The sequence below is a fragment of the Streptomyces sp. NPDC051315 genome, assembly GCF_044455165.1.
GTDB lineage: Bacteria > Actinomycetota > Actinomycetes > Streptomycetales > Streptomycetaceae > Streptomyces.
In genome coordinates, this window is the sequence record NZ_JBITEN010000023.1 from 78,742 (window position 1) to 101,563 (window position 22,822).

The 22,822-nt window shown below is 73.7% G+C and carries 17 protein-coding genes and 1 pseudogene; 5 read left to right on the forward strand and 13 right to left on the reverse strand.

The genetic code is table 11. From position 1 onward, the window contains the following. Positions 1 to 105 precede the first annotated feature (105 nt). The 4 genes and pseudogenes from ACIBBD_RS33475 to ACIBBD_RS33490 all read right to left on the reverse strand — a co-directional run bounded on the left by ACIBBD_RS33475 (position 106) and on the right by ACIBBD_RS33490 (position 3,844). Positions 106 to 575 (reverse strand): annotated as a pseudogene (locus tag ACIBBD_RS33475) (MarR family transcriptional regulator). 163 nt (positions 576 to 738) lie between these two features. Further along, positions 739 to 2,019, reverse strand: coding sequence for an ABC transporter substrate-binding protein (locus ACIBBD_RS33480; RefSeq protein WP_399423330.1), 1,281 nt, complete (start codon positions 2,017 to 2,019; stop codon positions 739 to 741). Continuing rightward, positions 2,019 to 2,852, reverse strand: coding sequence for a carbohydrate ABC transporter permease (locus ACIBBD_RS33485; RefSeq protein WP_399423331.1), 834 nt, complete (start codon positions 2,850 to 2,852; stop codon positions 2,019 to 2,021). Before ACIBBD_RS33485 ends, ACIBBD_RS33480 begins: the two co-directional genes overlap by 1 nt. Next, positions 2,849 to 3,844 carry a carbohydrate ABC transporter permease gene (locus tag ACIBBD_RS33490; protein ID WP_399423332.1) on the reverse strand — a complete coding sequence of 332 codons (996 nt, stop codon included), beginning with the start codon at positions 3,842 to 3,844 and terminating at the stop codon, positions 2,849 to 2,851. The genes ACIBBD_RS33485 and ACIBBD_RS33490 overlap by 4 nt, the downstream gene beginning before the upstream one ends. A gap of 177 nt (positions 3,845 to 4,021) precedes the next feature. On the opposite strand from ACIBBD_RS33490, the gene ACIBBD_RS33495 reads away from it, so the two are divergent. After that, a complete protein-coding gene (locus tag ACIBBD_RS33495; RefSeq protein WP_399423333.1) occupies positions 4,022 to 4,885 on the forward strand; it encodes a phosphotransferase enzyme family protein in 864 nt (287 codons plus the stop codon). Positions 4,886 to 4,979: 94 nt separating this feature from the next. Here the strand turns inward: ACIBBD_RS33495 and ACIBBD_RS33500 are convergent, their stop codons facing one another. The 4 genes from ACIBBD_RS33500 to ACIBBD_RS33515 all read right to left on the reverse strand — a co-directional run bounded on the left by ACIBBD_RS33500 (position 4,980) and on the right by ACIBBD_RS33515 (position 9,427). After that, positions 4,980 to 5,708: a 3'-5' exonuclease gene (locus ACIBBD_RS33500; RefSeq protein WP_399423334.1), complete on the reverse strand. Its 729-nt coding sequence runs from the start codon at positions 5,706 to 5,708 to the stop codon at positions 4,980 to 4,982. Between the two features lie 117 nt (positions 5,709 to 5,825). Beyond that, on the reverse strand, positions 5,826 to 7,064 hold the full coding sequence (locus ACIBBD_RS33505; protein WP_399423335.1) for an SAV2148 family HEPN domain-containing protein: 1,239 nt from the start codon (positions 7,062 to 7,064) through the stop codon (positions 5,826 to 5,828). 102 nt (positions 7,065 to 7,166) lie between these two features. Then, complete coding sequence (locus tag ACIBBD_RS33510; protein WP_399423336.1) at positions 7,167 to 8,516, reverse strand: copper amine oxidase; 1,350 nt, start codon at positions 8,514 to 8,516, stop codon at positions 7,167 to 7,169. A gap of 71 nt (positions 8,517 to 8,587) precedes the next feature. Then, entirely contained in the window at positions 8,588 to 9,427 is an 840-nt protein-coding gene (locus ACIBBD_RS33515) for a Tat pathway signal sequence domain protein (protein WP_399423337.1), read from the reverse strand. Positions 9,428 to 9,617: 190 nt separating this feature from the next. On the opposite strand from ACIBBD_RS33515, the gene glgX reads away from it, so the two are divergent. From glgX to ACIBBD_RS33530, 3 genes are all read left to right on the forward strand, one after another. Further along, a complete protein-coding gene (gene glgX / locus ACIBBD_RS33520) occupies positions 9,618 to 11,735 on the forward strand; it encodes a glycogen debranching protein GlgX (protein ID WP_399423338.1) in 2,118 nt (705 codons plus the stop codon). Between the two features lie 73 nt (positions 11,736 to 11,808). Further along, complete coding sequence (gene treY / locus ACIBBD_RS33525; RefSeq protein WP_399423339.1) at positions 11,809 to 14,154, forward strand: malto-oligosyltrehalose synthase; 2,346 nt, start codon at positions 11,809 to 11,811, stop codon at positions 14,152 to 14,154. A gap of 130 nt (positions 14,155 to 14,284) precedes the next feature. Further along, positions 14,285 to 15,535, forward strand: a complete 1,251-nt coding sequence (locus tag ACIBBD_RS33530) for a M14 family zinc carboxypeptidase (RefSeq protein ID WP_399423381.1) — start codon at positions 14,285 to 14,287, stop codon at positions 15,533 to 15,535. A 212-nt stretch (positions 15,536 to 15,747) separates the two neighbouring features. Here the strand turns inward: ACIBBD_RS33530 and ACIBBD_RS33535 are convergent, their stop codons facing one another. The 3 genes from ACIBBD_RS33535 to ACIBBD_RS33545 all read right to left on the reverse strand — a co-directional run bounded on the left by ACIBBD_RS33535 (position 15,748) and on the right by ACIBBD_RS33545 (position 18,233). Beyond that, positions 15,748 to 16,218, reverse strand: a complete 471-nt coding sequence (locus tag ACIBBD_RS33535; protein WP_399423340.1) for an SSI family serine proteinase inhibitor — start codon at positions 16,216 to 16,218, stop codon at positions 15,748 to 15,750. Continuing rightward, entirely contained in the window at positions 16,215 to 17,537 is a 1,323-nt protein-coding gene (locus ACIBBD_RS33540; protein WP_399423341.1) for a M14 family zinc carboxypeptidase, read from the reverse strand. Before ACIBBD_RS33540 ends, ACIBBD_RS33535 begins: the two co-directional genes overlap by 4 nt. 144 nt (positions 17,538 to 17,681) lie before the next feature. Further along, a complete protein-coding gene (locus ACIBBD_RS33545; protein ID WP_399423342.1) occupies positions 17,682 to 18,233 on the reverse strand; it encodes an FHA domain-containing protein in 552 nt (183 codons plus the stop codon). Positions 18,234 to 18,387: 154 nt separating this feature from the next. Here ACIBBD_RS33545 and treZ point away from each other — a divergent pair, with 154 nt between their 5' ends. Continuing rightward, on the forward strand, positions 18,388 to 20,133 hold the full coding sequence (gene treZ / locus ACIBBD_RS33550; RefSeq protein ID WP_399423343.1) for a malto-oligosyltrehalose trehalohydrolase: 1,746 nt from the start codon (positions 18,388 to 18,390) through the stop codon (positions 20,131 to 20,133). A gap of 111 nt (positions 20,134 to 20,244) precedes the next feature. Here the strand turns inward: treZ and ACIBBD_RS33555 are convergent, their stop codons facing one another. Beyond that, positions 20,245 to 21,219, reverse strand: coding sequence for an aminoglycoside phosphotransferase family protein (locus tag ACIBBD_RS33555; protein WP_399423344.1), 975 nt, complete (start codon positions 21,217 to 21,219; stop codon positions 20,245 to 20,247). A gap of 47 nt (positions 21,220 to 21,266) precedes the next feature. After that, the gene (locus tag ACIBBD_RS33560) at positions 21,267 to 22,391 is read right to left on the reverse strand and encodes an aminopeptidase P family protein (RefSeq protein ID WP_399423345.1); all 1,125 of its coding nucleotides are present in this window, start codon (positions 22,389 to 22,391) and stop codon (positions 21,267 to 21,269) included. Positions 22,392 to 22,822 lie beyond the last annotated feature (431 nt).

The window sequence follows — 22,822 nt, forward strand, 5'->3', positions numbered from 1 at the left end:
ACGGATGCCGCAGGGGTGGGCGCGCCTCGCCCGGGACCGGCGGAGGTGCGGGTGAGGGGCCCGTGCGTGTGGCGTCCGGAGCGGCGCGGCGGAGGTGACAGGGCCTCACTGCCCCAGTGAGCCGCCCGTGTTCAGGATCATGCGCCGGAGCACCTTCAGGGCGGTGACGTAGTCGGTGTCGTCGATGCCCTGGTGGATGCGGTCGCGGATGGCCGAAGGCGCCGCTTGAGACCGGCGCGGGCCTCCTCCCCGGACTCGGTGATCCACAGCCGCCCCTCGGCGTCGCGGGTGAGCAGGCCGCGCTCCAGCAGGGCCTCCGCCTCGGTCTCCGGATCGTCCTCGGCCCTGAGGTAGGAGCGCATGGCCTGCCGGAGTTCGGTGACGGTCATGCCGTGGCCGTCGGGCGAGAGGTCGTTCTCCGACAGGTTGCGCAGCAGCCAGTACTGCGGCTGGGTGTAACCGAGCTCGGCCTGCCGGGCCCGGGTGAAGGCGATGAGGGCCTCATGGGCCACTCCGGTCCAGTACGCGGCCGGCTGTGCGGCGAGTTCGGCGTCGGTGATCCGCTGGTCCGTCATGTCGGCGCCCCCGATGAGTGATCGTTGATGCAGGCACCGTAAAACCTGAAGTCATGTCGAGGTCAAGGCACCGCCGGCCGGTCTCGCAACCCCGCGCCCCCGCGCGGCCGGGCGAGCGGCCGACCGGCGCGCCGCACCCGGTGGCCACCGAAGGCCGCAGAGGTCAGCGCTGGTACCGCGCCAGCACCAGGTTCCCGTCCTCCTCCAGCCGCTCCCGCAGTTCCCCCAGGCCGATCGCACCGCTGTAGTACTCCTGGAAGGCGGGTGTGGCGACCTTGTCCTTCCATTCGGGGTAGCCGCGGACGGACTGCGCGGGCGCCGGGCGCAGGTGCGCGGCCAGTGCGGTGCCGGTGGCCCAGTCGTCCTTCGGGGTGTGCAGGGCCGGGTCGGCGAGCGCCCGGGTGCCGGTGGGCAGCATCCAGTCGCCCAGGGCGAGCCGGACCATGTTCGACGGCCGCAGCAGGAAGTCGATGAAGGCGGCGGCCTCCTCGCGGTGCGGGCTGTCCTCGGCGATGGACAGGGTCTGCGGGCTGACGCCCTGGGTGAGCCCGTCGGTCCCGGCCGGGGCGGGCAGCACCTGCCAGTCGAAGCCCTCCGGCGCCTGCTGGACGATCTGCTGACGGTAGGAGAAGCCGAGCGGCACCATCGCGTACCGGCCGGCGAAGAAACCGGGCAAGGTGTCCGAGCCGCCGCTGCCCAGCAGCGAGGCCGGTGCGCTGCCGTCCTTGCCGACCTGGTCGTGGACGGTACGCGGCACGATCTCGTCGCCGGCCTCGAAGCGGACCGTGACCTTGCCGTCGGCGCCCCGGTGGAAGAGCTGCCCGCCCGCCGACAGGGAGAGGTTGAGGGTGGCGGAGACGGGGTCCTTCAGCGGCCAGGCCACGCCGTACCTGCCGTCGCCGCTGAGCTGCTCGGTGATCTCCCGGAACTCCGCCCAGCTCCACGGCCGTTGGGGCGTCGGGATCCGCACCCCCGCCTCCTTCAGCCAGGTGGCGTTGGCGATGAGGACGCGCGGCTCCTGGAGGAAGGGCACGCCGTAGATGCCGTCCCCGAAGGTCGCCGTCTCCCAGCTGCGCTGCGGGATGTCCGCCCTGAGCCGCTCGGGCAGCAGGTCGGTCAGGTCGGCGAGGTAGCCGCCGTAGGCGAAGTCCGCGAGGTCGTCGGAGGCGTCGTGGATGACGTCCGGCGCCTCGCCGCCCTCGAAGGAGGTGAGGAGCTGGTCGTGGACGCTGTCCCAACTGCCCTGGACGTACTCGACCTTGACGTCGGGATGGCTCGCGTTCCACTCCCGCACCAGCTCCTTGTTGATCTCGACGGACTCCTCCTGCCAGGCCAGGGACTGGAAACGCAGGGTGACCCGGCCGGTGCCGGAGTCGCTGCCGCCGCCCGTGCAGCCGGCGAGCAGGAGAGTCAGGACGAGCAGGACGGTCCATCGGGTACGCATCAGCTCTTCACCGCCCCGGCGAGCATGCCGCTGGTGATCCGCCGTTGGATGACCGCGAAGACGACCAGCGAGGGAAGGGTGGCGAGGAAGGCGGCGGCCGCCAGCGGGCCGAGGTCGGCGACGCCCTCCGCGCCGATGAAGTGGGTGAGGACGACCGGCAGGGTCTGCTTCTCCGGCGACTTCAGCAGCACCAGCGCGAAGAAGAACTCGTTCCACGCGGTGATGAACGCGAACAGTCCCGTCGCCACGATCCCCGGCGCGAGCAGCGGCGCGGTCACCGACACCAGCGTCCTGAGCCGTCCGGCCCCGTCGACGGCCGCCGCCTCCTCCAGCTCGACGGGCACCGCCCGGACGTACCCGGCCAGCATCCACAACGCGAACGGCAGGGCCCACACCACGTACACCAGGACCAGGCCGGGCAGGGAGTCGATCATCCGCAGGTTCTTCAGCACCAGGAACAGCGGGATGATCACCAGCACCAGCGGGAACGCCTGGCTGACCACCACCCAGCCCGTCGCGGCCCGCGCGAGCGGCGTGCGGTGCCGGGCGATGACGTAGGCCATCGGGGTGGCGACCAGGACGGCGATCAGGGCGGCTCCCGCGGCGGCGAGCAGGGAGTTGCCCGCGGCGCGCAGCAGCGGCTGCTCGTCGAAGGCCTGCCGGAAGTTGGCGAGGGTGGGCTCCTGCGGGATCCACGTGGGGTGCAGACTGCCGAGTTCCCGCGGCGACTTGAAGGCCGTGGAGACCAGCCAGAGGAAGGGGAAGGCGAGGAAGACCAGGTAGGCGAGCAGGGCGAGGTACTGGCCGACGCGGCCCGCGGTGCCGGTCCTCATGCCTCGTCACCTCCCCTGAGCCGGCCCACCAGGAAGAGGGCGAGGAGCACCGAGATCACCGCGACCATCACACATCCCATCGCCGCCGCGTAGCCGAACTGTCCGTAGCGGAAGGCCTCCTCGTAGGCGAACAGCATCGGCAGCCGGGTGCGTCCGCCGGGTCCGCCGCTGGTCAGGACGTAGACCAGGGCGAAGGAGTTGACGTTCCAGATGAAGTTCAGGGCGGTGACGGCGAGTGCGACGGGGCGCAGCGCGGGCCAGGTGACCGTGCGGAAGCGGCGCCAGGCGCCCGCTCCGTCGACCGCGGCGGCCTCGTGGAGTTCGCGCGGGGTGTTCTGCAGACCGGCGAGCAGGGCGACGGTCGTCTGCGGCATGCCCGCCCAGACGCCGACGACGATCACGGCGGGCAGGGCGGTCGCCAGCCCGCTCAGCCAGTCCCGTCCGTCGCCGAGGCCCAGATCCCGCAGCGTCTCGTTGAGGACGCCGGCGTCGGGGCTGTAGACGAGCCGCCACATGATGCCGACGACGACCTCGGGCATCGCCCAGGGAACGATCGCGAGCGCGCGGGCCAGCCAGCGCAGCCGTAACTCCTGGTGGAGCAGGAGGGCCAGGCCGAGGGCGAGCAGGAACTGCGGGACGGTCACCCCGACCGCCCAGACCAGCCCGATGCGGAACGACTCCCAGAACAGGGTGTCGTGCCACAGGTCCCGGAAGTTGAGCCCGCCGATCCACTGCGTGGGAGCGGTGCGGCCCGACTGGGCGTCGGTGAACGCCAGCAGGATCCCGTACAGCAGCGGGCCGGCGCTCAGCACGAGGATGGGGATCAGCGCGGGCAGGACGAGGAACCAGGCGCCGTGGCCGGCGGCGAGGCGTGGCGGCGGGCCGCTGCCGGCCGCCCGGCGCGCGGACCCTCTGCTCTCGGCGCCCTTCCCCGCGCGCCCGCTTCCCTCGCGCCCTTGCTCGTCGGTCGTCCCCCCGGTCGTCGACGACACGAAGCGCTCCCCCTTCCCGCAGCGGTGACGGGCCCCGCCATGGTCGTGAAGCCGGCGCACGCCGTCAAGACACCGCGCTCAGGGCCCGACCTGTGCGAATGCGAGACTGGCCGTCGGATGGCCGGAACCCGACGCCGTCCCTGGACCAGCGGGCTCACGACGACACGGAGGCGGACGATGGACGAGGCACGCGCGCGGGAGGTACTGGCCGCGGCGGGAGTGCTGCCCGGTCCGGCAGGCGACGCGCGGCTCCTCGCCCTGGGCGAGAACGCGGTGTTCGCCGCCGGGGACCTGGTGGTGAAGGTGGGCCGTGACGCCGCGCTCCTCGACCGGGCCCGGCGTGAGCTGGACATCGCGGCGTGGCTCGCGGAGGCGGACGTCCCCGCGGTGCGGGCGGCCGAGCCGAGGGCCCTGCTCGTCGAGGGGCACCCGGTGACGGTGTGGCACCGTCTGCCCGACCCGGTACGGCCCGCCGAGCCGCGGGATCTGGCCGAACTCCTGCGCGCCGTGCACGCCCTGCCCTCCCCGTCCTTCACTCTGCCTGCGCGCGATCTGCTGGCCGGCGTGGAGCGCTGGCTGCGGCTCGCCGGTGACGCGGTCGATCCGGCGGACGCCGCCTATCTGCGCGAGCGCCGGGACGGCTTCGCCGCGGCCTGCGCCGCGCTCACTCCGCGCCTCGCGCCCGGTCCGATCCACGGCGACGCGCTGCCCCGCAACGTGCACGTCGGCCCGGAGGGGCCGGTCCTGGTCGACCTGGAGACCTTCTCCGCCGACCTGCGCGAGCACGACCTGGTCGTGATGGCCCTCTCCCGCGACCGCTACGGCCTGCCCGCCGAGGCCTACGACTCCTTCACCCGGACGTACGGCTGGGATGTGCGGGAGTGGGAGGGCTGCTCGGTGCTGCGGGGCGCCCGTGAGACCGCGAGCTGCGCCTGGGTCGCCCAGCACGCGCCGTCCAATCCCAAGGCGCTGGCGGAGTTCCGGCGCCGGGTCGCGTCGCTGCGGGACGGGGACGAGGCGGTGCGCTGGTACCCGTTCTGAGCGGCTCCCTCACCTGGAGCGGCGCCCTCATCCGGAGCGGCGCCGGGCCGGAACGGTCGCCGCGATCGGGTCGGTGCGACACCCGGGGGCCGGCTCATGGCCGGACGCGGTCCCCCGCCAACTCCCGCACCGGCCAGGTGCCGTCGACAACCGCCTCCGCGTCGCCCTTGCGGCGCAGGAAGTCCTGGAAGTCCGCCGCCCACTCGGCGTACCACTCGATCTGGCGGCGGTGCAGCTCCGCTGGGCCGAGGGCCGCGACCTTGGGGTGGCGCTCGGCTATCGCGCAGGCGAGACGGGCCGCGGCGAGGGCGTCGGCGGAGGCGTCGTGTGCCGTGTCGAGGGTGACGCCGTACTCGGCGCAGACCGCTTCGAGGTTGCGCTTGCCGCGGCGGTAGCGGTCGGCCCAGCGGTCGATGGTGTACGGGTCGACGACCGGGGCCGGGTCGAGCCCGCCGAGGCGGTCGCGCAGGGACGGCAGTGCGTACCGCCGCAGTTCGGCGGAGAGCAGGGTCAGGTCGAAGGCGGCGTTGTAGGCGACGACCGGGACGCCCGTCCTCCAGTACTGCACGAGGACGTCGGCGATGCTGTCCGCGACCCGGTCGGCGGGGCGGCCCTCGGTGGCCGCCCGCTCGTTGCTGATGCCGTGGACCGCCACGGCGTCCGCCGGGATCTCCACGCCCGGATCGGCCAGCCACTCCCGGCGCCCCAGAACCTGCCCGTCCCCGACCTCGATCACGGCCCCCGTGACGATGCGCGCCTCGCGCGGGTCCGTCCCGGTCGTCTCCAGGTCGAAGCCGATGAGCAGCTCGCGGTGCCAGGCCATGGTGGCCCCCCTTCTTTGTGGTGCTTCCCCCAGTGGTTCCCACCTTCGCATGCGCCACTGACAATCAGGAGATCGCGTTCCGCTTACCGCGGGGGACACCGGGGAGGTACCGGACGTTCAGGACACCGGCCGCGAATCCGCCCAGGCCAGTTCGAACTCCTCGCGGTACGCGGCGAAGAGTCCGCCGTCGTCGGCCTCACCCGACTTGACCACCCGGCTGCCGTTGCGCAGCACCAGCACCGGCGCCTCCATGCCGCGCATGCGCCGCAGGTAGGACTGGACGACCGCGATGCCGTCGGAGCCGTCGCCGTCGACGAGGTAGGCGGTGAAGCGGGGCGTCTCGTCGTAGACCTGGATCTGGAAGGCGCCCGGGTCGCGCAGCCGGGAGCGCACCCGGCGCATGTGCAGGATGTTCATCTCCACCGCGCGGCTCAACTCACCGCGCTTCATGCCCAGTTCCCGCTCGCGGCGCTTGACCGCGCTGGAGGCGGGGTTGAGGAAGAGCAGCCGGACGCGGGCGCCGGTCTCGGCGAGGCGGACCAGGCGGCGGCCGGAGAAGTTCTGCACGAGCAGGTTGAGGCCGATGCCGATGGCGTCGAGGCGGCGGGCGCCGTCGAAGATGTCCTCGGCGGGGAACCGGCGCAGCAGCCGCACCCGGTCGGAGTGGACGGCGACCACGTCCGCGTACCGGTCGCCCACGAGGTCCTCGACGGCGTCGACGGGGAGCCGGCGCGCGGACGGCACGTCGCCGCCGGTGCCGAGCATCTCCAGCAGTCGCGCGGAGGCGCGTTCGGCCTGGTTGAGCACGGCCTCGGACAGCGCCCGGTTGCGGGAGACGACGTTGCGGGTGACCTCCAGCTCGTCCAGGGCGAGTTCGACGTCCCGGCGGTCGTCGAAGTACGGCTCGAAGCAGGGCCAGTGCTGCACCATCAGCTCGCGCAGCTGCGGCAGGGTGAGGAAGGAGATCACATTGTCGTCGGCCGGATCGAGCAGGTAGCCCTTGCGGCGGCTGACCTCGCGTACGGCTACCGCGCGCTGCACCCACTCCTGTCCGGCGGGGCCGGCCGCGGCGACCACCCAGTCGTCGCCGTGGACGGGTTCGTAGATGGGCCGCAGCACGGCGGCCACGACGGCGCGCAGCCGTTGCTCGACGAGGTTCAGCCAGATGTAGGCCCGGCCGGCCCGCTGGGCGCGGGTGCGTACCTCCCGCCAGGCGTCGGCGTCCCAGTCCAGCTCCGGCCCGATCGCGCCCTCCATCGGCCGGGCCAGGGACACCGTGCCGGGCGGGATGTCTGCGGAGGAGCCTCCCTCGTGACCTTCGTCACCAGGGGGCAGTTCCAGCCCTCCCGAGCCCACCCAAGCACCGCCTTCCGCTCCCCCGAGCACTCCCCGTCCCAACGATCAAGGAAGGGTACTCCGGGAGCGGTCGGCGGTGCAGCCGGATGGACAGGTCGTTTCTCAACTACCGGTGTCCGGGCGCCCGTTCTCGCCCGCGAGGGCGCGCGGAGTGAGCGGATTCATAGCGGTGACGTCCCGGGGGGCGATGGAGAAGCCCTGCCAGTGGACCGGCATGGGCTGCTGGTCCTCGTCGCGCGCGACATGGTGGAAGCCGACGTTCACCCAGGCCACGGGGTGGGTGAGGGTCTGGCCGTTCACCCACTTGTCGACGGAGTAGCCGTGCAGGGGGCTGCCGCAGTCGCGCACGTTGTTGCTGGCGTACTGCTCGCACTTGTTGTACTGCGTGAAGTAGACGTCGTGCCGGGTGAAGGAGCGTCCCGGGTACTTCGTGCTGGCGCCGGGGACGATCTCGTACGAGCGCGGGTGGCCGTCCTTGTTCTTGCCGGTCGCGCTGACCATGCGCCACCAGCGCATGTTCTGGGCGTCGCCCGCGAGTTCCTTGGTGACGGGGGTGCGGGTGGTCTTGGTGGTCGGGCCCTGCCGGCCGGGGGCGGCCGGGCTGACCACCGAGTCGTACTGCTCGACCTTGGTGTTGGAGGAGCCGTCGAGGCCGAAGTCGAGCCGCCAGAACACGTTGTGGTTGTGGCTGGTGGAGTAGGCCTTGGCACCCTTGCCTATCGGCCAGCCGCGGCCGTCACCGGCGTCGTAGTCGAAGGGCGAGAGGCTGCCGGTGGCACCGACGTTCATGCTGATGGCGCCGTCGTCGGAGAAGCGCCACTCGGTGATGTACTCGTACCAGCTGACCTTGTTGACGGTGTAGACCAGCAGGTCCTTGCCCTGGGCCTGGTAGACCTTGCCCAGGTCGGTCTGCATCCGGTAGGCGTGCCCGCGCGCGCGGGTCGTGGTGCACAGGCCCTTCACGTTCGGGCTGTCGGAGTTGTAGGCCTCGGGGACCTTCACCGTCTTGATGGTGCCGCCGGGGCACTCACCGGGGGCCATGTTCACCAGGCCCGAGCCGAAGTTGTAGTCGGTGATGTCGTTGTACTCGTTCTTGCCGTCGTCGTACGGCACGTGGATCTGGGCGATCTTGGCGCTGTTGAGGACCCGGATCGGCTTGGCCTCGCCGGGCGGCTGGTAGGAGACGTTCTCCAGGATGAGGCCGGACTTGGCCTCGTAGCGCCAGCACATGCGCCAGGTGGTGCCGGAGGCGAGCTTCTGCTGGATGCGGTAGGTGGCGCTGCAGTCGGCGGCGGCCGCCGGGGCCGCCTTGGGCTGGGCGGCGGCCGGGCCGGTGCCGGTGGTCGTCGCACCGGCGGCCAGCGCGGCCACGGACAGGCCGAGGGCCGCCCCCTTGCGGGCACGGCTGATTCTCCGCGGCCGCGGGCCGCTGACGGAGTACTTCACGCGCATGAGGACATGACTCCCTGTCCCTCCCCGTGACGGGAGGGTGAAAGGTGGGAAAGTGGACGGAGGGGCACGGCTCAGCCGGTGAGCTTGCCCACGGTGCCGGCGCTGAGGTCGATGACCAGGGACCGCGCGTCGATCCACGGTCCGTTCTTGACCTTCGGCAGCAGCCGGACGCAGCGGTGGACCCCGCACTGGTCGAAGGCGGCGGGCTGGGCGCCCGGCGAGGCGCGGTACACCATGCCCGCGAGGACCAGCTGGTCCGGGGAGGTGAGTTCCTTGCCGGTGGCGTCCTTGTAGTCCGCCTTCAGGCCCGCGCCCAGCGGGTCGGCGATCAGCAGCCGGGCCGCCTCGTCCTGCTCCGCGGAGCTCAGCGGCGGCTGGACGCCCTGCTGGGTGCCGGTGCTCTCGACCTTGCCGGTGTCGAGGTTGACGGTCTTCGTGACGAGGGTGTCGTCCTTGTAGTCGTAGAACGTCACCTCCGCGCGCCGGGGCGCGTCCGCGTCGTCCACCTCCGCCGCCTCGGGCTCGGCGAGGTCCACGCTCAGGCGCTGCGGGCCGCGGTCGCCGTCGACGTCCTCACTGGCGTTGAAGAGCTGCCGGTTGAGCGCGATGCGTTCGACCCGCGCGATCTCGTCGTCGGTCAGCGGGTCGCGGCCCTTGCCCCGCGCGCCCTCGGCGGGCACGTCCTCGACGACACCGGGCTCCACGGCGGCCGAGCCGCCCTGCTGCCCGGCGCCCTGGCCGGTCCCCTGTTGTCCGGCCGCCTGTCCCGCGGCCTGCCCGGTGCTCCCTCCGGTTCCGTCCGCACCTGCCGTGCCCGGCAGGGTGACCGCGATCATCGCGGCCGTAGCGGCCACCGCGATGGCCGTGCCTGCCACCACCTTGCCCAGGTGGCGGCGCACTGTCGTGCGCACATCTTCCCCCTACTCCCCCATTGCCCCGGGAGTACGTGATTGCCCCACTGGTTCGGCGCACGCCGTTTACCGGCGTGCGCACTGGTCGACGGGTAAGAGGGGCGTAAGTCACAGGTGGTTCCATCACTTTCCGGGAGACTCGATGCCAAGGCACCCCCAGCGGGGCGGCACACCTGAAAGAGTCGTATCCATGCAGGTCTGGCCTGGAGAGGCATATCCCCTCGGCGCCACGTACGACGGCGCCGGTACGAACTTCGCGGTCTTCACGGAGGCCGCGGACCGAGTAGAGCTGTGTCTGCTGCACGACGACGGCTCCGAGACGGCGGTGGAACTGCGCGAGAGCGACGCGTTCGTGCGGCACGCGTACGTGCCGGGCATCATGCCCGGGCAGCGCTACGGCTTCCGCGTCCACGGCCCGTACGACCCCGGGCGCGGGCTGCGCTGCAACTCGGCGAAGCTGCTGCTCGACCCGTACGCGAAGGCGATCAGCGGTTCGATCCGGTGGGGCGAGGAGGTGTACGGCTACCACTTCGGCTCCCCCGAACGGCGCAACGACCTGGACTCGGCGCCGCACACGATGTCGTCGGTCGTGGTCAACCCGTACTTCGACTGGGGCGACGACCGGCGCCCGCGCACGGAGTACCACCACACGGTGATCTACGAGGCCCATGTGAAGGGCCTGACGATGCGCCATCCAGGGCTGCCGGAGGAGCTGCGCGGCACCTACGCGGCGCTCGCGCATCCGGCCATCATCGAACACCTCACCGAACTGGGCGTCACGGCCCTGGAGCTGATGCCCGTCCACCAGTTCGTCAACGACCACCGTCTGGTCGACATGGGCCTGAACAACTACTGGGGCTACAACACCATCGGCTTCTTCGCCCCGCACAACGCCTACGCCTCCTGGGGCGACCGCGGGCAGCAGGTGCTGGAGTTCAAGTCGGCGGTGCGGGCGCTGCACGAGGCCGGCATCGAGGTCATCCTCGACGTGGTCTACAACCACACCGCCGAGGGCAACCACCTCGGCCCGACGCTGTCCTTCCGGGGCCTGGACAACGCGTCGTACTACCGCCTGGCGGACGACCCGCGCTACTACATGGACACCACGGGAACCGGGAACTCGCTGCTCATGCGGTCCCCGCACGTGCTCCAGCTGATCATGGACTCGCTGCGGTACTGGGTCACCGAGATGCACGTCGACGGATTCCGCTTCGACCTCGCGGCGACCCTGGCCCGCCAGTTCCACGAGGTGGACCGGCTGTCGTCCTTCTTCGACCTGGTGCAGCAGGACCCGGTCGTCTCCCAGGTGAAGCTGATCGCCGAGCCGTGGGACGTCGGTGAGGGCGGCTACCAGGTGGGCAACTTCCCGCCGCTGTGGACCGAGTGGAACGGCAAGTACCGCGACACCGTGCGGGACCTGTGGCGGGGCGAGCCGCGCACCCTCGCGGAGTTCGCCTCCCGGCTGACCGGCTCGTCCGACCTCTACCAGGACGACGGCCGCCGCCCGCTGGCCTCGATCAACTTCGTGACCTGCCACGACGGGTTCACCCTGCGCGACCTGGTGTCCTACAACCACAAGCACAACGACGCCAACGGCGAGGACAACCGGGACGGCGAGAGCCACAACCGGTCCTGGAACTGCGGCGTGGAGGGCGACACCGACGACCCGGCGGTGCTGGAGCTGCGCGCCCGGCAGATGCGGAACTTCATGGCCACGCTGATGCTGTCCCAGGGCGTGCCGATGATCAGCCACGGCGACGAGGTGGCGCGCACCCAGCGCGGCAACAACAACGCCTACTGCCAGGACAGCGAGCTGTCGTGGGTGGAGTGGCCCGATCCCGACGGGGACGGCAGCGACCTGCTGGAGTTCACGCGCGCGGTGGTGCGGCTGCGCAAGGAGCACCCGGTCTTCCGCCGCCGCCGCTTCTTCCACGGGCGGCCCGTGGAGGGCACCCACGACGAGCTGTCGGACATCGCCTGGTTCACTCCCGAGGGCAAGGAGATGACCCAGCGGGACTGGAACTCCGCGCAGGCGTCGGCGCTGACGGTGTTCCTCAACGGCAACGCGATCTCCGAGCCCGGCGCGCGCGGGGAGCGGATCACCGACGACTCCTTCCTGCTGATGTTCAACGCCTCCGCCCGGCCCATGGACTTCGTGGTGCCGGTCGACCACGGGCGGCAGTGGCAGGTGATCGTGGACACCGCGGACCCCGAGGCGGCGGGCCGGGGAACGGGCGCCAAGGTGGCGGCCGGGGACCGCCTGACGCTGGTGGACCGCAGCATGACGGTGCTGCAGCGGCCGGCCTGAGACGGACCCCGGCCTCCGTCCACCTGGCGGGCTCGATGACAGGAAAGGGGACAGGGCGGGTACCTAGGTCTGCATGACCTCTGAGCGCCCTGCCCCCGTCGTGCCCACGGCCACCTACCGGCTCCAGCTCCAGCCCGGGTTCCCGTTCGCGGCCGCGGCGGCGGCCGTGCCGTACCTGGCCTCGCTGGGGGTGTCGCATCTGCACCTGTCGCCCGTCCTGGAGGCCGTCCCGGGCTCCCTGCACGGGTACGACGTGGTGGACCCCGCGCGCGTGCGCGAGGAGCTGGGCGGCGAGGAGGGGCTGCGGGCGCTGGCGCGCACCGCGCGGGAGCACGGGCTCGGGCTGGTGGTGGACATCGTGCCGAACCACATGGCGGCGGTCCCGCGCCACAACCGCGCCCTGTGGGAGGTGCTGCGGGAGGGCCCGAAATCACCGTACGCGCGCTGGTTCGACATCGACTGGGAGGCGCAGGGCGGCCAGGTGCTGCTTCCGGTGCTCGGCGGGCCGCTGGGCGAGGTACTGGGGGAGCTGCGCGTCGACGGCGACGTCCTGCGCTACCACGACCACGTCCTCCCGCTGCGCGCGGGCACCGGGGACCTGCCGCTGCCGCAGCTGCTGGACGCGCAGTGGTACCGGCTGGTGTGGTGGCGGCTGGCCCGTACCGAGCTGAACTACCGGCGGTTCTTCAGCATCTCGGAGCTGATCGGGGTGCGGGTGGAGGACCCCGAGGTGTTCGAGGCCACGCACGCGAAGATCCTCCAGCTGCTGCACGAGGGCGTGGTCGACGGGCTGCGCGTCGACCACCCCGACGGCCTCGCCGACCCCGACACCTATCTGGAACGGCTGCACGAGGCGAGCGGCGGCCGCTGGACGGTCGTCGAGAAGATCCTGGCGGACGGGGAGCGCCTGCCGGGCTCCTGGCCGGTGGCCGGCACCACCGGCTACGACGCCCTGCGCCACGTCGACGGCGTCTTCACCGATCCGGGGGGCGCCGGGGAGCTGGTGGAGCTGTACCGGCGTTTCGCGGCCCCGCAGACGGACCGGGGCGGGGACTGGGCGGCGACGGTGCGGCGGGCGGCGTACGCGGTGCTCTCGCACGAGCTGGCCACCGAGCTGGACCGGCTGACCCGGACCGCCGCCCGCGTGTGCGCCACCTCGCCGGACCCGGCGCTGCGCGACCGGGCGCCCTGGGCGCTGCGCACGGCCCTCGAGGAGCTGCTGGTGCGGCTGGAGGTGTACCGGCCCTACGCCTCGGGCGACGCGGCCGCCGTCGTCACCGAGGAGGCGGCAGCGGAGGCACGGCTCGCCTTCGTCGTGCCCGAGGAGGCGGGAGCGGTCGACGTGATCCGCGCTCTCGTGCTGGGGCGGGGCACGGGGCCCGCCGCCGTGGAGTTCCGGACGCGGTTCGCGCAGACGGCGTCCGCGCTGCGCGCGAAGTCGGTGGAGGACACGGCGTTCTACCGGTACGTGCCGCTGCTGTCGGTGAACGAGGTGGGGGGCGATCCCGGCCGCCAGGGCGTCTCCCCGGACGCGTTCCACGCCTACTGCGCGCGCGTGCAGCGCGACTGGCCGGTCACCGGGACGGTCGTGTCGACGCACGACACCAAGCGCAGCGCCGACGTGCGGGCCGCGCTGGCGGTGCTGTCGGAGTGCCCGGGGCGCTGGGCGGAGCTGCTGGCCCAGGTGACGCACGGCGAGGAGGCCGTGCCGGACGGGCAGGTGGCGTGGGCGGCCTGGCAGACGGTGTTCGGGCTGGGGCCGGCGGCCCCGGAGCGGGTCCGGGAGGCGCTGCTCAAGCATGTGCGCGAGGCGGGGCTGTACACGAGCTGGACGGAGCAGGAACCGCCGTACGAGGAGGCGGTGGCCGCGTTCGTGGCGGCGGGGCCGTGCGGGGCGCCCGGCGGGCGGGTGGCCGCGCTGCGGGACGCGCTGGAGCCGCACATCCGGGCGAACGTGCTGGGCACGGCGCTGGTGCACCTGACGATGCCGGGCGTGCCGGACGTCTACCAGGGCGGCGAGGGTGAGTACCGGGCCCTGGTGGACCCGGACAACCGGCGGCCGGTGCGGTTCCCGCCGGACGACGCGGGCGCCAAGGGCGAGGTGACGGCGGCGGCGCTGCGGCTGCGCCGGCGGCGGCCGGACGTCTTCGGGGAGTCGGCGACGTACGAGCCGCTGACCGCCGAGGGGCCGGCCGCCCGGCACTGTCTGGCGTTCGCGCGCTCGGGTGAGGTCGTCACGGCCGTGACGCGGCTGTCGCTGCGGCTGGCGGAGGCGGGCGGCTGGCGGGACACCCGGCTGGCGCTGCCGCCGGGGAGGTGGGCCGACGTCCTGGACGGCGAGCGGAAGTTCACCGGGCACGCGCGCGTGGAGGAGTTGTTCGCCCGGCTGCCGGTGGCACTGCTGGAGCGGGTGGGCTGAGGGCGCCACCCGCACCGACACGGGCCCCTCGTGCCTCCGGGCGCCCCGGGGAGCCGCCCCGGCATGTTCTTGACAGGGCGTGGAGTCCGTGGGGTACTGCGGATGCGAAGGCCGGGCGGACATGACGGGGGTGAGTCTCCTGCCGGAGCAGCGCTACCCCACGGTGACCGAACTCACCCTTTCCGCCACGGCGTTGGCCGCGCTCCAGCCCGGTCTGTGCGCGCTGCGGCAGGTGGGTCTCTCGCGCGCGGGGCGGCCGCTGCACCTGCTGTCCGTGGGCCGTTCCCGGCGTGCCGTGCTGGTGGTCGCGGGGGCCCACGCGAACGAGCCGACCGGCGGGCCGACGCTCCTCGCGCTGGCCCGGCGGGTGCTGCAGGAGCGGGAGCTGCGGGACGGGATGTCCTGGCACTTCCTGCTGTGCGCGGACCCCGACGGGGCGAGTCTGCACGTGGCCCCGGCTCCGCGCAGTCTGCTCGAGTACCACCTCGGCTTCTTCCGGCCCGCGGGCCCGGAACAGCCCGAGTGGTCGCCGGCCGTCCTCCCGCCGGACCGGCTGCCGCCCGAGACGCGGGCGCTGACCCGTGTCATCGACGAGCTGCGGCCCTACCTGCAGGTGACGCTGCACGGCACCGACCTGGGCGGCAGCTGGGTGCAGCTGACGAAGGACATCCCGGGTCTCGCCGAGCCGTTCGCCAAGTCGGCGGCGCAGTTGCACATCCCGGTGGAGACGGGCGCCTCCGACGCGGCGGGCTGGCCGGCGTCCGGGCCGGGCGTGCACGTGATGCCGGAGCCGGGGGCGGGGATGGCGTACCCGAGCATGCCGGACGACGCTCGGCACAGCACCTGGTACCACGCCCACCGCTACGGCGGGCTGACGGCGGTCGTCGAGGTGCCGATGTGGGCGAGCGACATGGTGGACGACCCCGCCCCGCACCCCGCTCCGGCGGCGGCGATCGGGCGTCTGGCGCACCGGCTGCTGCGGGACACGCGGGAGGTGGAGCGGGTGCTGGCGGAGGCGCTGCCGCGCCTGGAGGGCGTCGACGGACCGCTGCTGAGGGCGGTCCGGTGGGGGCTGGAGCTGGTGCCGGGCCTGGCCGCGGACCTGACCCACATCCCGCCGGCCGACACGACGATGGCGTACGTCGGGAGCGTGGACGCCTTCGCCCGACGGCTGCCGTTGCGGGCGGCGGCGATGCTGCGGCGGGTCCTGCGGGCGCGCGACGACCGGGCGGCTCCCCGTCTGGAGCAGCTCGTGGAGATGTGGAGCGAGGCCTTCGCCGAACGCTTCCGCGCCCGCTGGGTGCCCGTGGAGCACCAGGTGGAGCACCAGTCCCGCACGGTCGTGGCGGCGGCACTGCACGCCCGCGAGGGGACGGCGTAGGGCTCGGACGGCGCAGGGCCCGGCGCGTGACGGCGGCGCGGGGCGGCGGGGGCTTCCGGCCGCGGACAACGGTTGCCGGCCGGCAGGTGTACGAGGGCTTGCGGCCGCGGACGGCCGTTGCCGGGCGGCGTACGGCGGCTCAGCTGCGCAGGGCCGCGTACGGCGGCTCCGGGCACGCGCGCGTGGGCGTGCCCGGAGCCGTACCGCGGGCGTCAGGTCCCGGGGAGGTCGGACAGGTCCGGCAGCCTGCGCGGCCGCTCGTCGTCCAGGGCGAACACGGCGCCCGTCTCGGCCTGCATCACACAGGCGTTGGCGAAGGTCTTCGCGTACCCGACCGGGCGCCGGTTCCACCAGCCGCGCGCCTGAGCGGTGACCGGTGCGTACACGAGGGAGCAGATGCCGTCCTTCGGGGGGATGGCATGGATGTCGCCGCCCGCGGCGGCGAGGTCCGCGCAGGCCTCGGCGGCGCGGGAGTGTCCCCGGGGCGGGTCGCACAGCAGCAGGGTGCCGCGGGAGTCGCCGGTGCGGGCGTCGCCGTGGGTGACCGTGATGCGGAGCCAGTTGGCGGGCAGGGAGTCGCGGGGCGCCGAGGCCCGGGCGGGGGCGACGGCGACGGCGGCGAAGACGAGGGCGGCCGCGACGGGGAGGGCGCCGCGCGGGTGCGGGGTGGGGAAGTGCTTCATTCCCGGTGCATCGGCACGGCGGCCCGCGTTCCCCAGTCCGTCTCACCCGATCGTGCGGGCTCGGGGGCGTGCCGTCCGGCGAGTTCGAACGCGGCGAGCACCACCCGCGTCTGGTACTCCACCTGGCGGGCGACGGGGATCCAGCGCGCTCCGCAGCCGTCGTGGTAGTCGGCGCACCAGGCGTCGACGAGGCCGTCCAGCTCCGGCAGCACCCCGGCCGGGTCGTGTCCGGCACCGGTGACGAGCTGGTGCAGCAGGCCGGCCGTCCGGACGGCGATGCGGCGTCCGGCGATGCGCAGGGCGGCCAGATGGCCGGTGCTCAGCGGGGGGAGCGGGTGCGTGGGGTCGCCGGCGTCGGGGTCCCAGGCGTCGGCGAGGCCGGGGCAGATCAGGAGGTAGTCGTCGACCGGGGCGAGCAGGCGTGCCGCGTCGGGGACGTCGGCGAGACGCGGCCGCACGCGCGTGAGGACGCGTTCGAGGACGCGGGTGTCGTGCCGCAGGGTCCGGCTCACCGTCCGCAGTGCCGTGTCCCGGTCGGCGGGCGGGGAGTCGTCCTCGACGGCGGCGACGCCCCACATAGGCGCCTCGACCACGGCGGTGACCGTGCCGTGCCGGTGCGGGTGGTACCAGGTGGACTCGACGGCGGCCTCGGTGATGGCGGCGGCCAGGTCGCGCGGGCGCGGCGGCGGGATCCGGTAGACGGCGGGTCCGAGGCTGGGCCAGTAGAGGGTGTCGTAGGGGCCGAGTTCTCGGGGGATGCCGAGGCGGGCGGCGGCGTGGGCCACGCGCTGGGCGAGTCCGGGCAGGTCGCGGGTGAGTTCCACGAAGCCGCCGCCGACGTCGACGCCGTGCAGCGAGCACTGGAAGAAAGGTTTCAGCTCATCCAGGAGGCCGAGTAGCGCCCGGGTCTCCGGCAGTGCGGCGGCCGCCGCGCCGTCGGGCAGCCATTCGGGTTGTTCGAGGAAGCCGGGGCGGAAGAACCGCCGGAAGTAGCGGCCGAGGGTGTAGGGGCCGGAGAGCCAGCCCTCGTTGTGACGCAGGCCGTCGGGGTCGAGGCACAGCAACAGGTTCCAGGTGGCGTCGGCGCCCTCGGTCAGTCGGGGGTCGGCGAGGACGCGTTCGGCCAGCCGCAGGACGGTGGCGCCGCCCACCGGCTCGTTGGCGTGCGGGCCGGCGACGACGAGGGCCTGGCGGGCGCCGTGGCCGACGGAGAGCAGCCACAGGGGCGTGCCCGCGCGGGAGAGCCCGAGGCGGCGCAGACGGGCGGCCCCCGGCCGGCGGGCGACGAGGGCGGCCGCGCGGGCCGCGAGCTCGTCCACGGTCGGGTAGCGCAGGAGTGGCGGCAGAGCACACCTCCGCGTCGGGGCGCCGTCGGTTCACCGGGTGTGTGCGGTGTACGCACAGTGAGTCATGACGCGGGAGGTACGTCAACACCGCCCCCGGCGCGTGGACTTGGCGGGAGGTCAGTTCGCCGAGAGGCGGAAGGCCATCCGTCCGAAGGCGACCTGGTCGCCCTCGCGGACGACGGCGGCGCCGATGACGCGGCGCCCGTTGACGGTGGTGCCGTTGGTCGAGCCCAGGTCGCGCAGCACCCACATGCCGCCCTGCCGGCTGAGTTCGGCGTGCACGCGCGAGACGCTCTCGTGGGTCAGCCGCAGACCGCTCGCGGGGTCCCGGCCTATGCGCAGGGTGTGCTCGGTGCCGGGGTGCGGCAGCAGCAGCTTGGGCAGCCGCTCGGCCTGCCAGGCCCGCCGCAGCCGGACGGTGAAGCCCGAGACCGCCTCGACGGTGCCGAACACGACACGGGAGAAGCGGCTCTCCCTGGGCAGGTCGGCGGTGAGGGCGGCCAGTTCGTCGGAGCGGCGGGCGGCGAGGGCGAGCTCCATGCGCCGGATGAACGTGTCGTGCGACAGGCGGCCCACGGCGACGCCGTCACGGAGCACCTTCAGCACCCTGTCGCGCTCCGCGTCGGACAGCCGCGCGGGGTACGTGTTGAACTCGAAAGACGACGTCACGCTGGTGATTGTCGGTCAGTGAACCCCGGGTGTCCAGAAAACGGGAAATCCGTGCCTCCCCCGCGCGTGCCCGGGTGTCCCCCGGCGGATCGCGCCCGTTTGGAGCACGATAAGACCGGCTACATCACGGTGAACAGACGAAGGGGAACCGTCCGTGCAGTTCGAGGTGTGGGCACCGCAGGCCGAACGCGTCGCGCTCCAGTGCGACGGCGTCACGCGCGCGTTGGAACGCGATCCGGAACGGGCGGGATGGTGGACCGGCGAGGCGGAGGCCGGGGACGGCTCCCGGTACGGCTTCGCGGTGGACGACGGCCCCGTCCTGCCCGACCCGCGCTCGCGCCGCCAGCCGGACGGCCCCGACGGCCTGAGCGCGGTCGTCGACCAGACCCGGTACGCGTGGCGTACGCGGTGGTCCGGGCGCCCGCTGCCGGGCGCGGTCCTGTACGAGCTGCACGTGGGCACCTACACGCCCGAGGGCACGCTGGACGCGGCCGCCGAGCGGCTCGGGCACCTCGCCGAACTGGGCGTGACGCACGTCGAGTTGATGCCCCTGTGCCCCTTCCCCGGCCGGCACGGCTGGGGCTACGAGGGTGTCTCGCTGTGGGCCGTGCACGAGCCGTACGGCGGGCCGGAGGCGCTCAAGCGGTTCGTGGACCGGGCCCACGGCCTCGGACTCGGCGTCGTCCTGGACGTCGTGCACAACCATCTGGGCCCGTCCGGCAACTACCTGCCCGTGTTCGGGCCGTACTTCACGGACACGCACCACACGCCGTGGGGGTCCGCCGTCAACCTGGACGCGCCCGGCTCGGACGAGGTGCGCGCCTATCTGCTGGGCAGCGCGCTGGCCTGGCTGCGCGACTACCGGCTGGACGGGCTGCGCCTGGACGCGGTGCACGCGCTGGCCGACACGCGCGCGTACCCCTTCCTCGAGGAGCTGTCGGCGGCCGTGGACGCCCTCGCCGCCGAGACGGGCCGGCCGCTGTTCCTGATCGCCGAGTCCGACCTGAACGACCCACGGCTCATCATGCCCCGCCGGGAGGGCGGCCTGGGTCTGCACGCGCAGTGGAACGACGACTTCCACCACGCCCTGCACACCGCCCTCACCGGCGAGTCCCAGGGCTACTACGCCGACTTCGCGCGCGATCCGTTCGCCGCGCTCGCCAAGACCCTCACCGGCGGCTACTTCCACGACGGCACGTACTCCAGCTTCCGGGGCCGCCGCCACGGGCGTCCGCTGGACCGCGCCCGGCTGCCCGCGCACCGGCTCCTCGGCTACGGCCAGACCCACGACCAGGTCGGCAACCGCGCCCAGGGCGACCGTCTCTCCGCCCTGCTCTCCCCCGGTCTGCTGGCCTGCGCGGCCACCCTGACGCTGACCGCGCCGTTCACCCCGATGCTGTTCATGGGCGAGGAGTGGGCCGCGGGCACCCCCTGGCAGTTCTTCACCGACCACACCGATCCCGAGCTCGCGGAGGCGGTACGGCGGGGCAGGCGCCGGGAGTTCGCCGCGCACGGCTGGGCCGAGGAGGACGTGCCCGACCCGCAGGACCCGGCGACCCGCGAGCGCTCCTGCCTGGACTGGTCCGAGCCGCGGCGCGAGCCCCACGCCCGCGTGCTGGCCTGGTACCGCCGGCTGATCGCCCTGCGGCACGAGCTGGCCGACCTCACCGACCCCGACCTCGCCGACATCAAGGTCGCCCACGACGCACAGGCCCGCTGGCTGGCGTTCCGGCGCGGGGACGTACGGGTCGCCCTGAACCTCGGCAAGGCGCCGGCGGCGATCCCCCTGGGGCCCCGGCCCGCGCGCGTGCTGGCGGCGTGGGAGCCGGTGGAGGCCCCGGGTCCGGACGGGCTGCTGCACGTGCCCGGGGAGGCGTGCGTGGTGCTGGAGCAGGACTGATCCGGCCGGGCCGGCGCGTCGGCGGCCGGGGTCCGCGCCCGAGGACGGGGACGGGCGTACGGCCGGGGCCGCTCACCGGGCGCCCCCGCCCACCCCGGGGGCGCCGCGCTCCTACTCCTGCTCCCCCTCCGCCCCGTCCTCCCGGAACTCCGTCACCCGCTCCAGCAGGATCGCCTCCCAGGCCCGCCGCAGCTGCGTGCGCAGCAGGGGCAGGGGGTCCGTGCCGTGACCGTCGAGGCGTTCGGCGAGGTGGACGACGGTGTCGCAGCGGGCGAGCCAGAGGCCGCGCAGGCAGGGGCGGGCGCCGTAGCCGGCGAGGGTGGCGGCGCGGACGGCGGCGCCGGAGCCCACGGCGAGCGCGAGGCCGGCGACGTCCTCGGCGGGGTCGCCGAGGACCGCCCGGCTCCAGTCGAGGACGCCGCGCACCCGGCCGTCGGCGCTGACGACGAGGTGCTCGCCCCGGAGGGCGTGGTGGACGAGGACGGCGGTGGCGGGCTGGGCGGTGAGCTGGGCCGCTCCGGGCGGGGTGAGCTGCTGGAGGCGGGCCGGGTCGAACTCGTCGGCGCGGCCGAGGCGTGCGGCGGCGGTCACGGCCATGCGGCGCAACGCCTCCAGCGAGCGGGGCGCCGTGCGCGGCACACCGAGGGTCTCGGCCTGACGGGGCGGCACCTCGCGCAGCCCGCCGAGCAGCCCGGCCAGGTCGGCCTCGCCGACGGCCGACACGTCGTGCTCCTCGCCCGTGCCGCCGGGCACCTTGGTGTCCAGGGTGTAGGTCAGACCCGGGGACCACTCGCCGTGCGCGACGCTCGTCGGCACCGCGACCGGGACGTGCGGGCGGACGAGGTCGCGCAGCCGCAGTTCGCGGCGCTGCCGGACGGCCGCCTCCCGGTCGGGGGCCAGCCGCAGCACATGGCGGGTGCCGACCCACCACGTGCGCTGCTCGCCACCGCCCGCGCGGACGGGCCGTACGTCGACTCCGGCGCCGCCCGCGCCGTTCCTGCCCTTGGTGCCCCCCTCGGTCTGCTCGAGGAGCGCACGGACCAGTCGGCGGACGGTGTCCGCGGTGGGGGTGGGTGCCTGGGTCATGGTCGCCGTCGCCGTTCGGGGTGGGGTGCCGGGACTCCTGAAAGGGCTCAGTCCACTATGACCAGTTCGCGGGTGGTGTCGTTGAGACGGCGGCCGCCGTCCTCCGTCACCGTGACGATGTCCTCGATGCGGACGCCGAAACGGCCGGGCAGGTAGACGCCGGGTTCCACGGAGAAGCACATGCCGGGCACGAGGGGCTGTTCCTCGCCCTCGATCATGTACGGCGGCTCGTGCGTGGTGACGCCGATACCGTGACCGGTGCGGTGGATGAAGTACGCGCCGTAGCCGGCGTCGGCGATGACCTTGCGGGCGGCCCGGTCGACCTCCTGGCAGGGGACGCCGGGCCGCACCGCCCGGAAGCCGGCCTCCTGGGCCTCGCGCACCAGGTCGTGGATCCGGCGCTCCTCGTCGGTGGGCTCGCCGACGTGGACGGTGCGGGAGGTGTCGGAGCCGTAGCCGTCCTTCAGGCCGCCGAAGTCGAGGACGACCATGTCGCCGTGCTCGATGACACGGTCGCCGACCTCGTGGTGCGGGTTGGCGCCGTTGGGTCCCGAGGCGACGATGGTGAAGTCGACCTGGGAGTGGCCGAACCGCCGCAGCAGGCCGGCGAGGTCCGCGCCGACCTCGGACTCCCTGCGGCCGGCGAAACGAACCTTCCGGATCTCCTCGAACGTCGCGTCGGCGGCCGCTCCCGCCGCCGCCATCAGCTCCAGCTCCGCCGCGTCCTTGACGGCCCGCAGCATCGGCAGGGCCTCGGTGAGGGAGGCGTAGGAGCTGCCGGGCAGGGCCTTCTGCAGGCCCAGCAGGTGGAGCGCCCAGGCGTTGTCGCTGACGCCGAACCGTCCGCGCCGGTCCAGGAGGGCCGCGGCGGTGGCGTAGGGGTCCTTGCCGTCGGTCCAGTCGCGCAGGGTCAGCGCCGGGGCGCCGGGCGCCTTCGCGGCGTCGGGGGCCTCGAGGGTGGGGACGACGAGGACGGGATCCCGGCCGGGGGCGAGGACGAGCAGGGTGAGCCGTTCGGTGACGGCGGGGGGCGCGTAGCCGGTGAGCCAGACGAGGTCCGGGCCGGGCGCCACGAGCAGTCCGGCCAGTCCCGCGTCGCCGGCCGCGTGTGCGGCCCGCTCCATGCGGGACCGGTAGTCGTCGGCGGTGAAGGGCGCGGGCGTACCGGTCATCCGGTCCTCCGTGACAGGCTTGTACGGGACGTGGTGGCTACGGGCAGCATCCTGCCCGGACAGCGGGGGCGGCGCGAGCCGATTGACGTGGCTTCCGGTACAAAGCCGGGACGCGGAGCGGCCTCCGGGGCCGCCGGGTCCTCCGGTTCCCTCGGGCGACGGCACACTCGGTCGACGGCTGCGGATCGACGGCCCGTGAGGCGGAGCCGTCGACGCGCCGGCGCGGGGTGACGCGGGGTGTCGGGTCTTGGCGACGGGTCTGGTGCCGCCTAGGTGGCAGGTGACGGCGGGGGGCCGCGTGACGGCGGGGGGTCGGGTGCCGCCGAGGTGCCACGCCGGTATCTCGAGGTCCCGCCGAGGTGCCGCATGACGCCGGGGTGGCGGGTCGCGGTCCGAACCGGGCGGCGGCCCGGAGTCGGGTGACCGCCCTG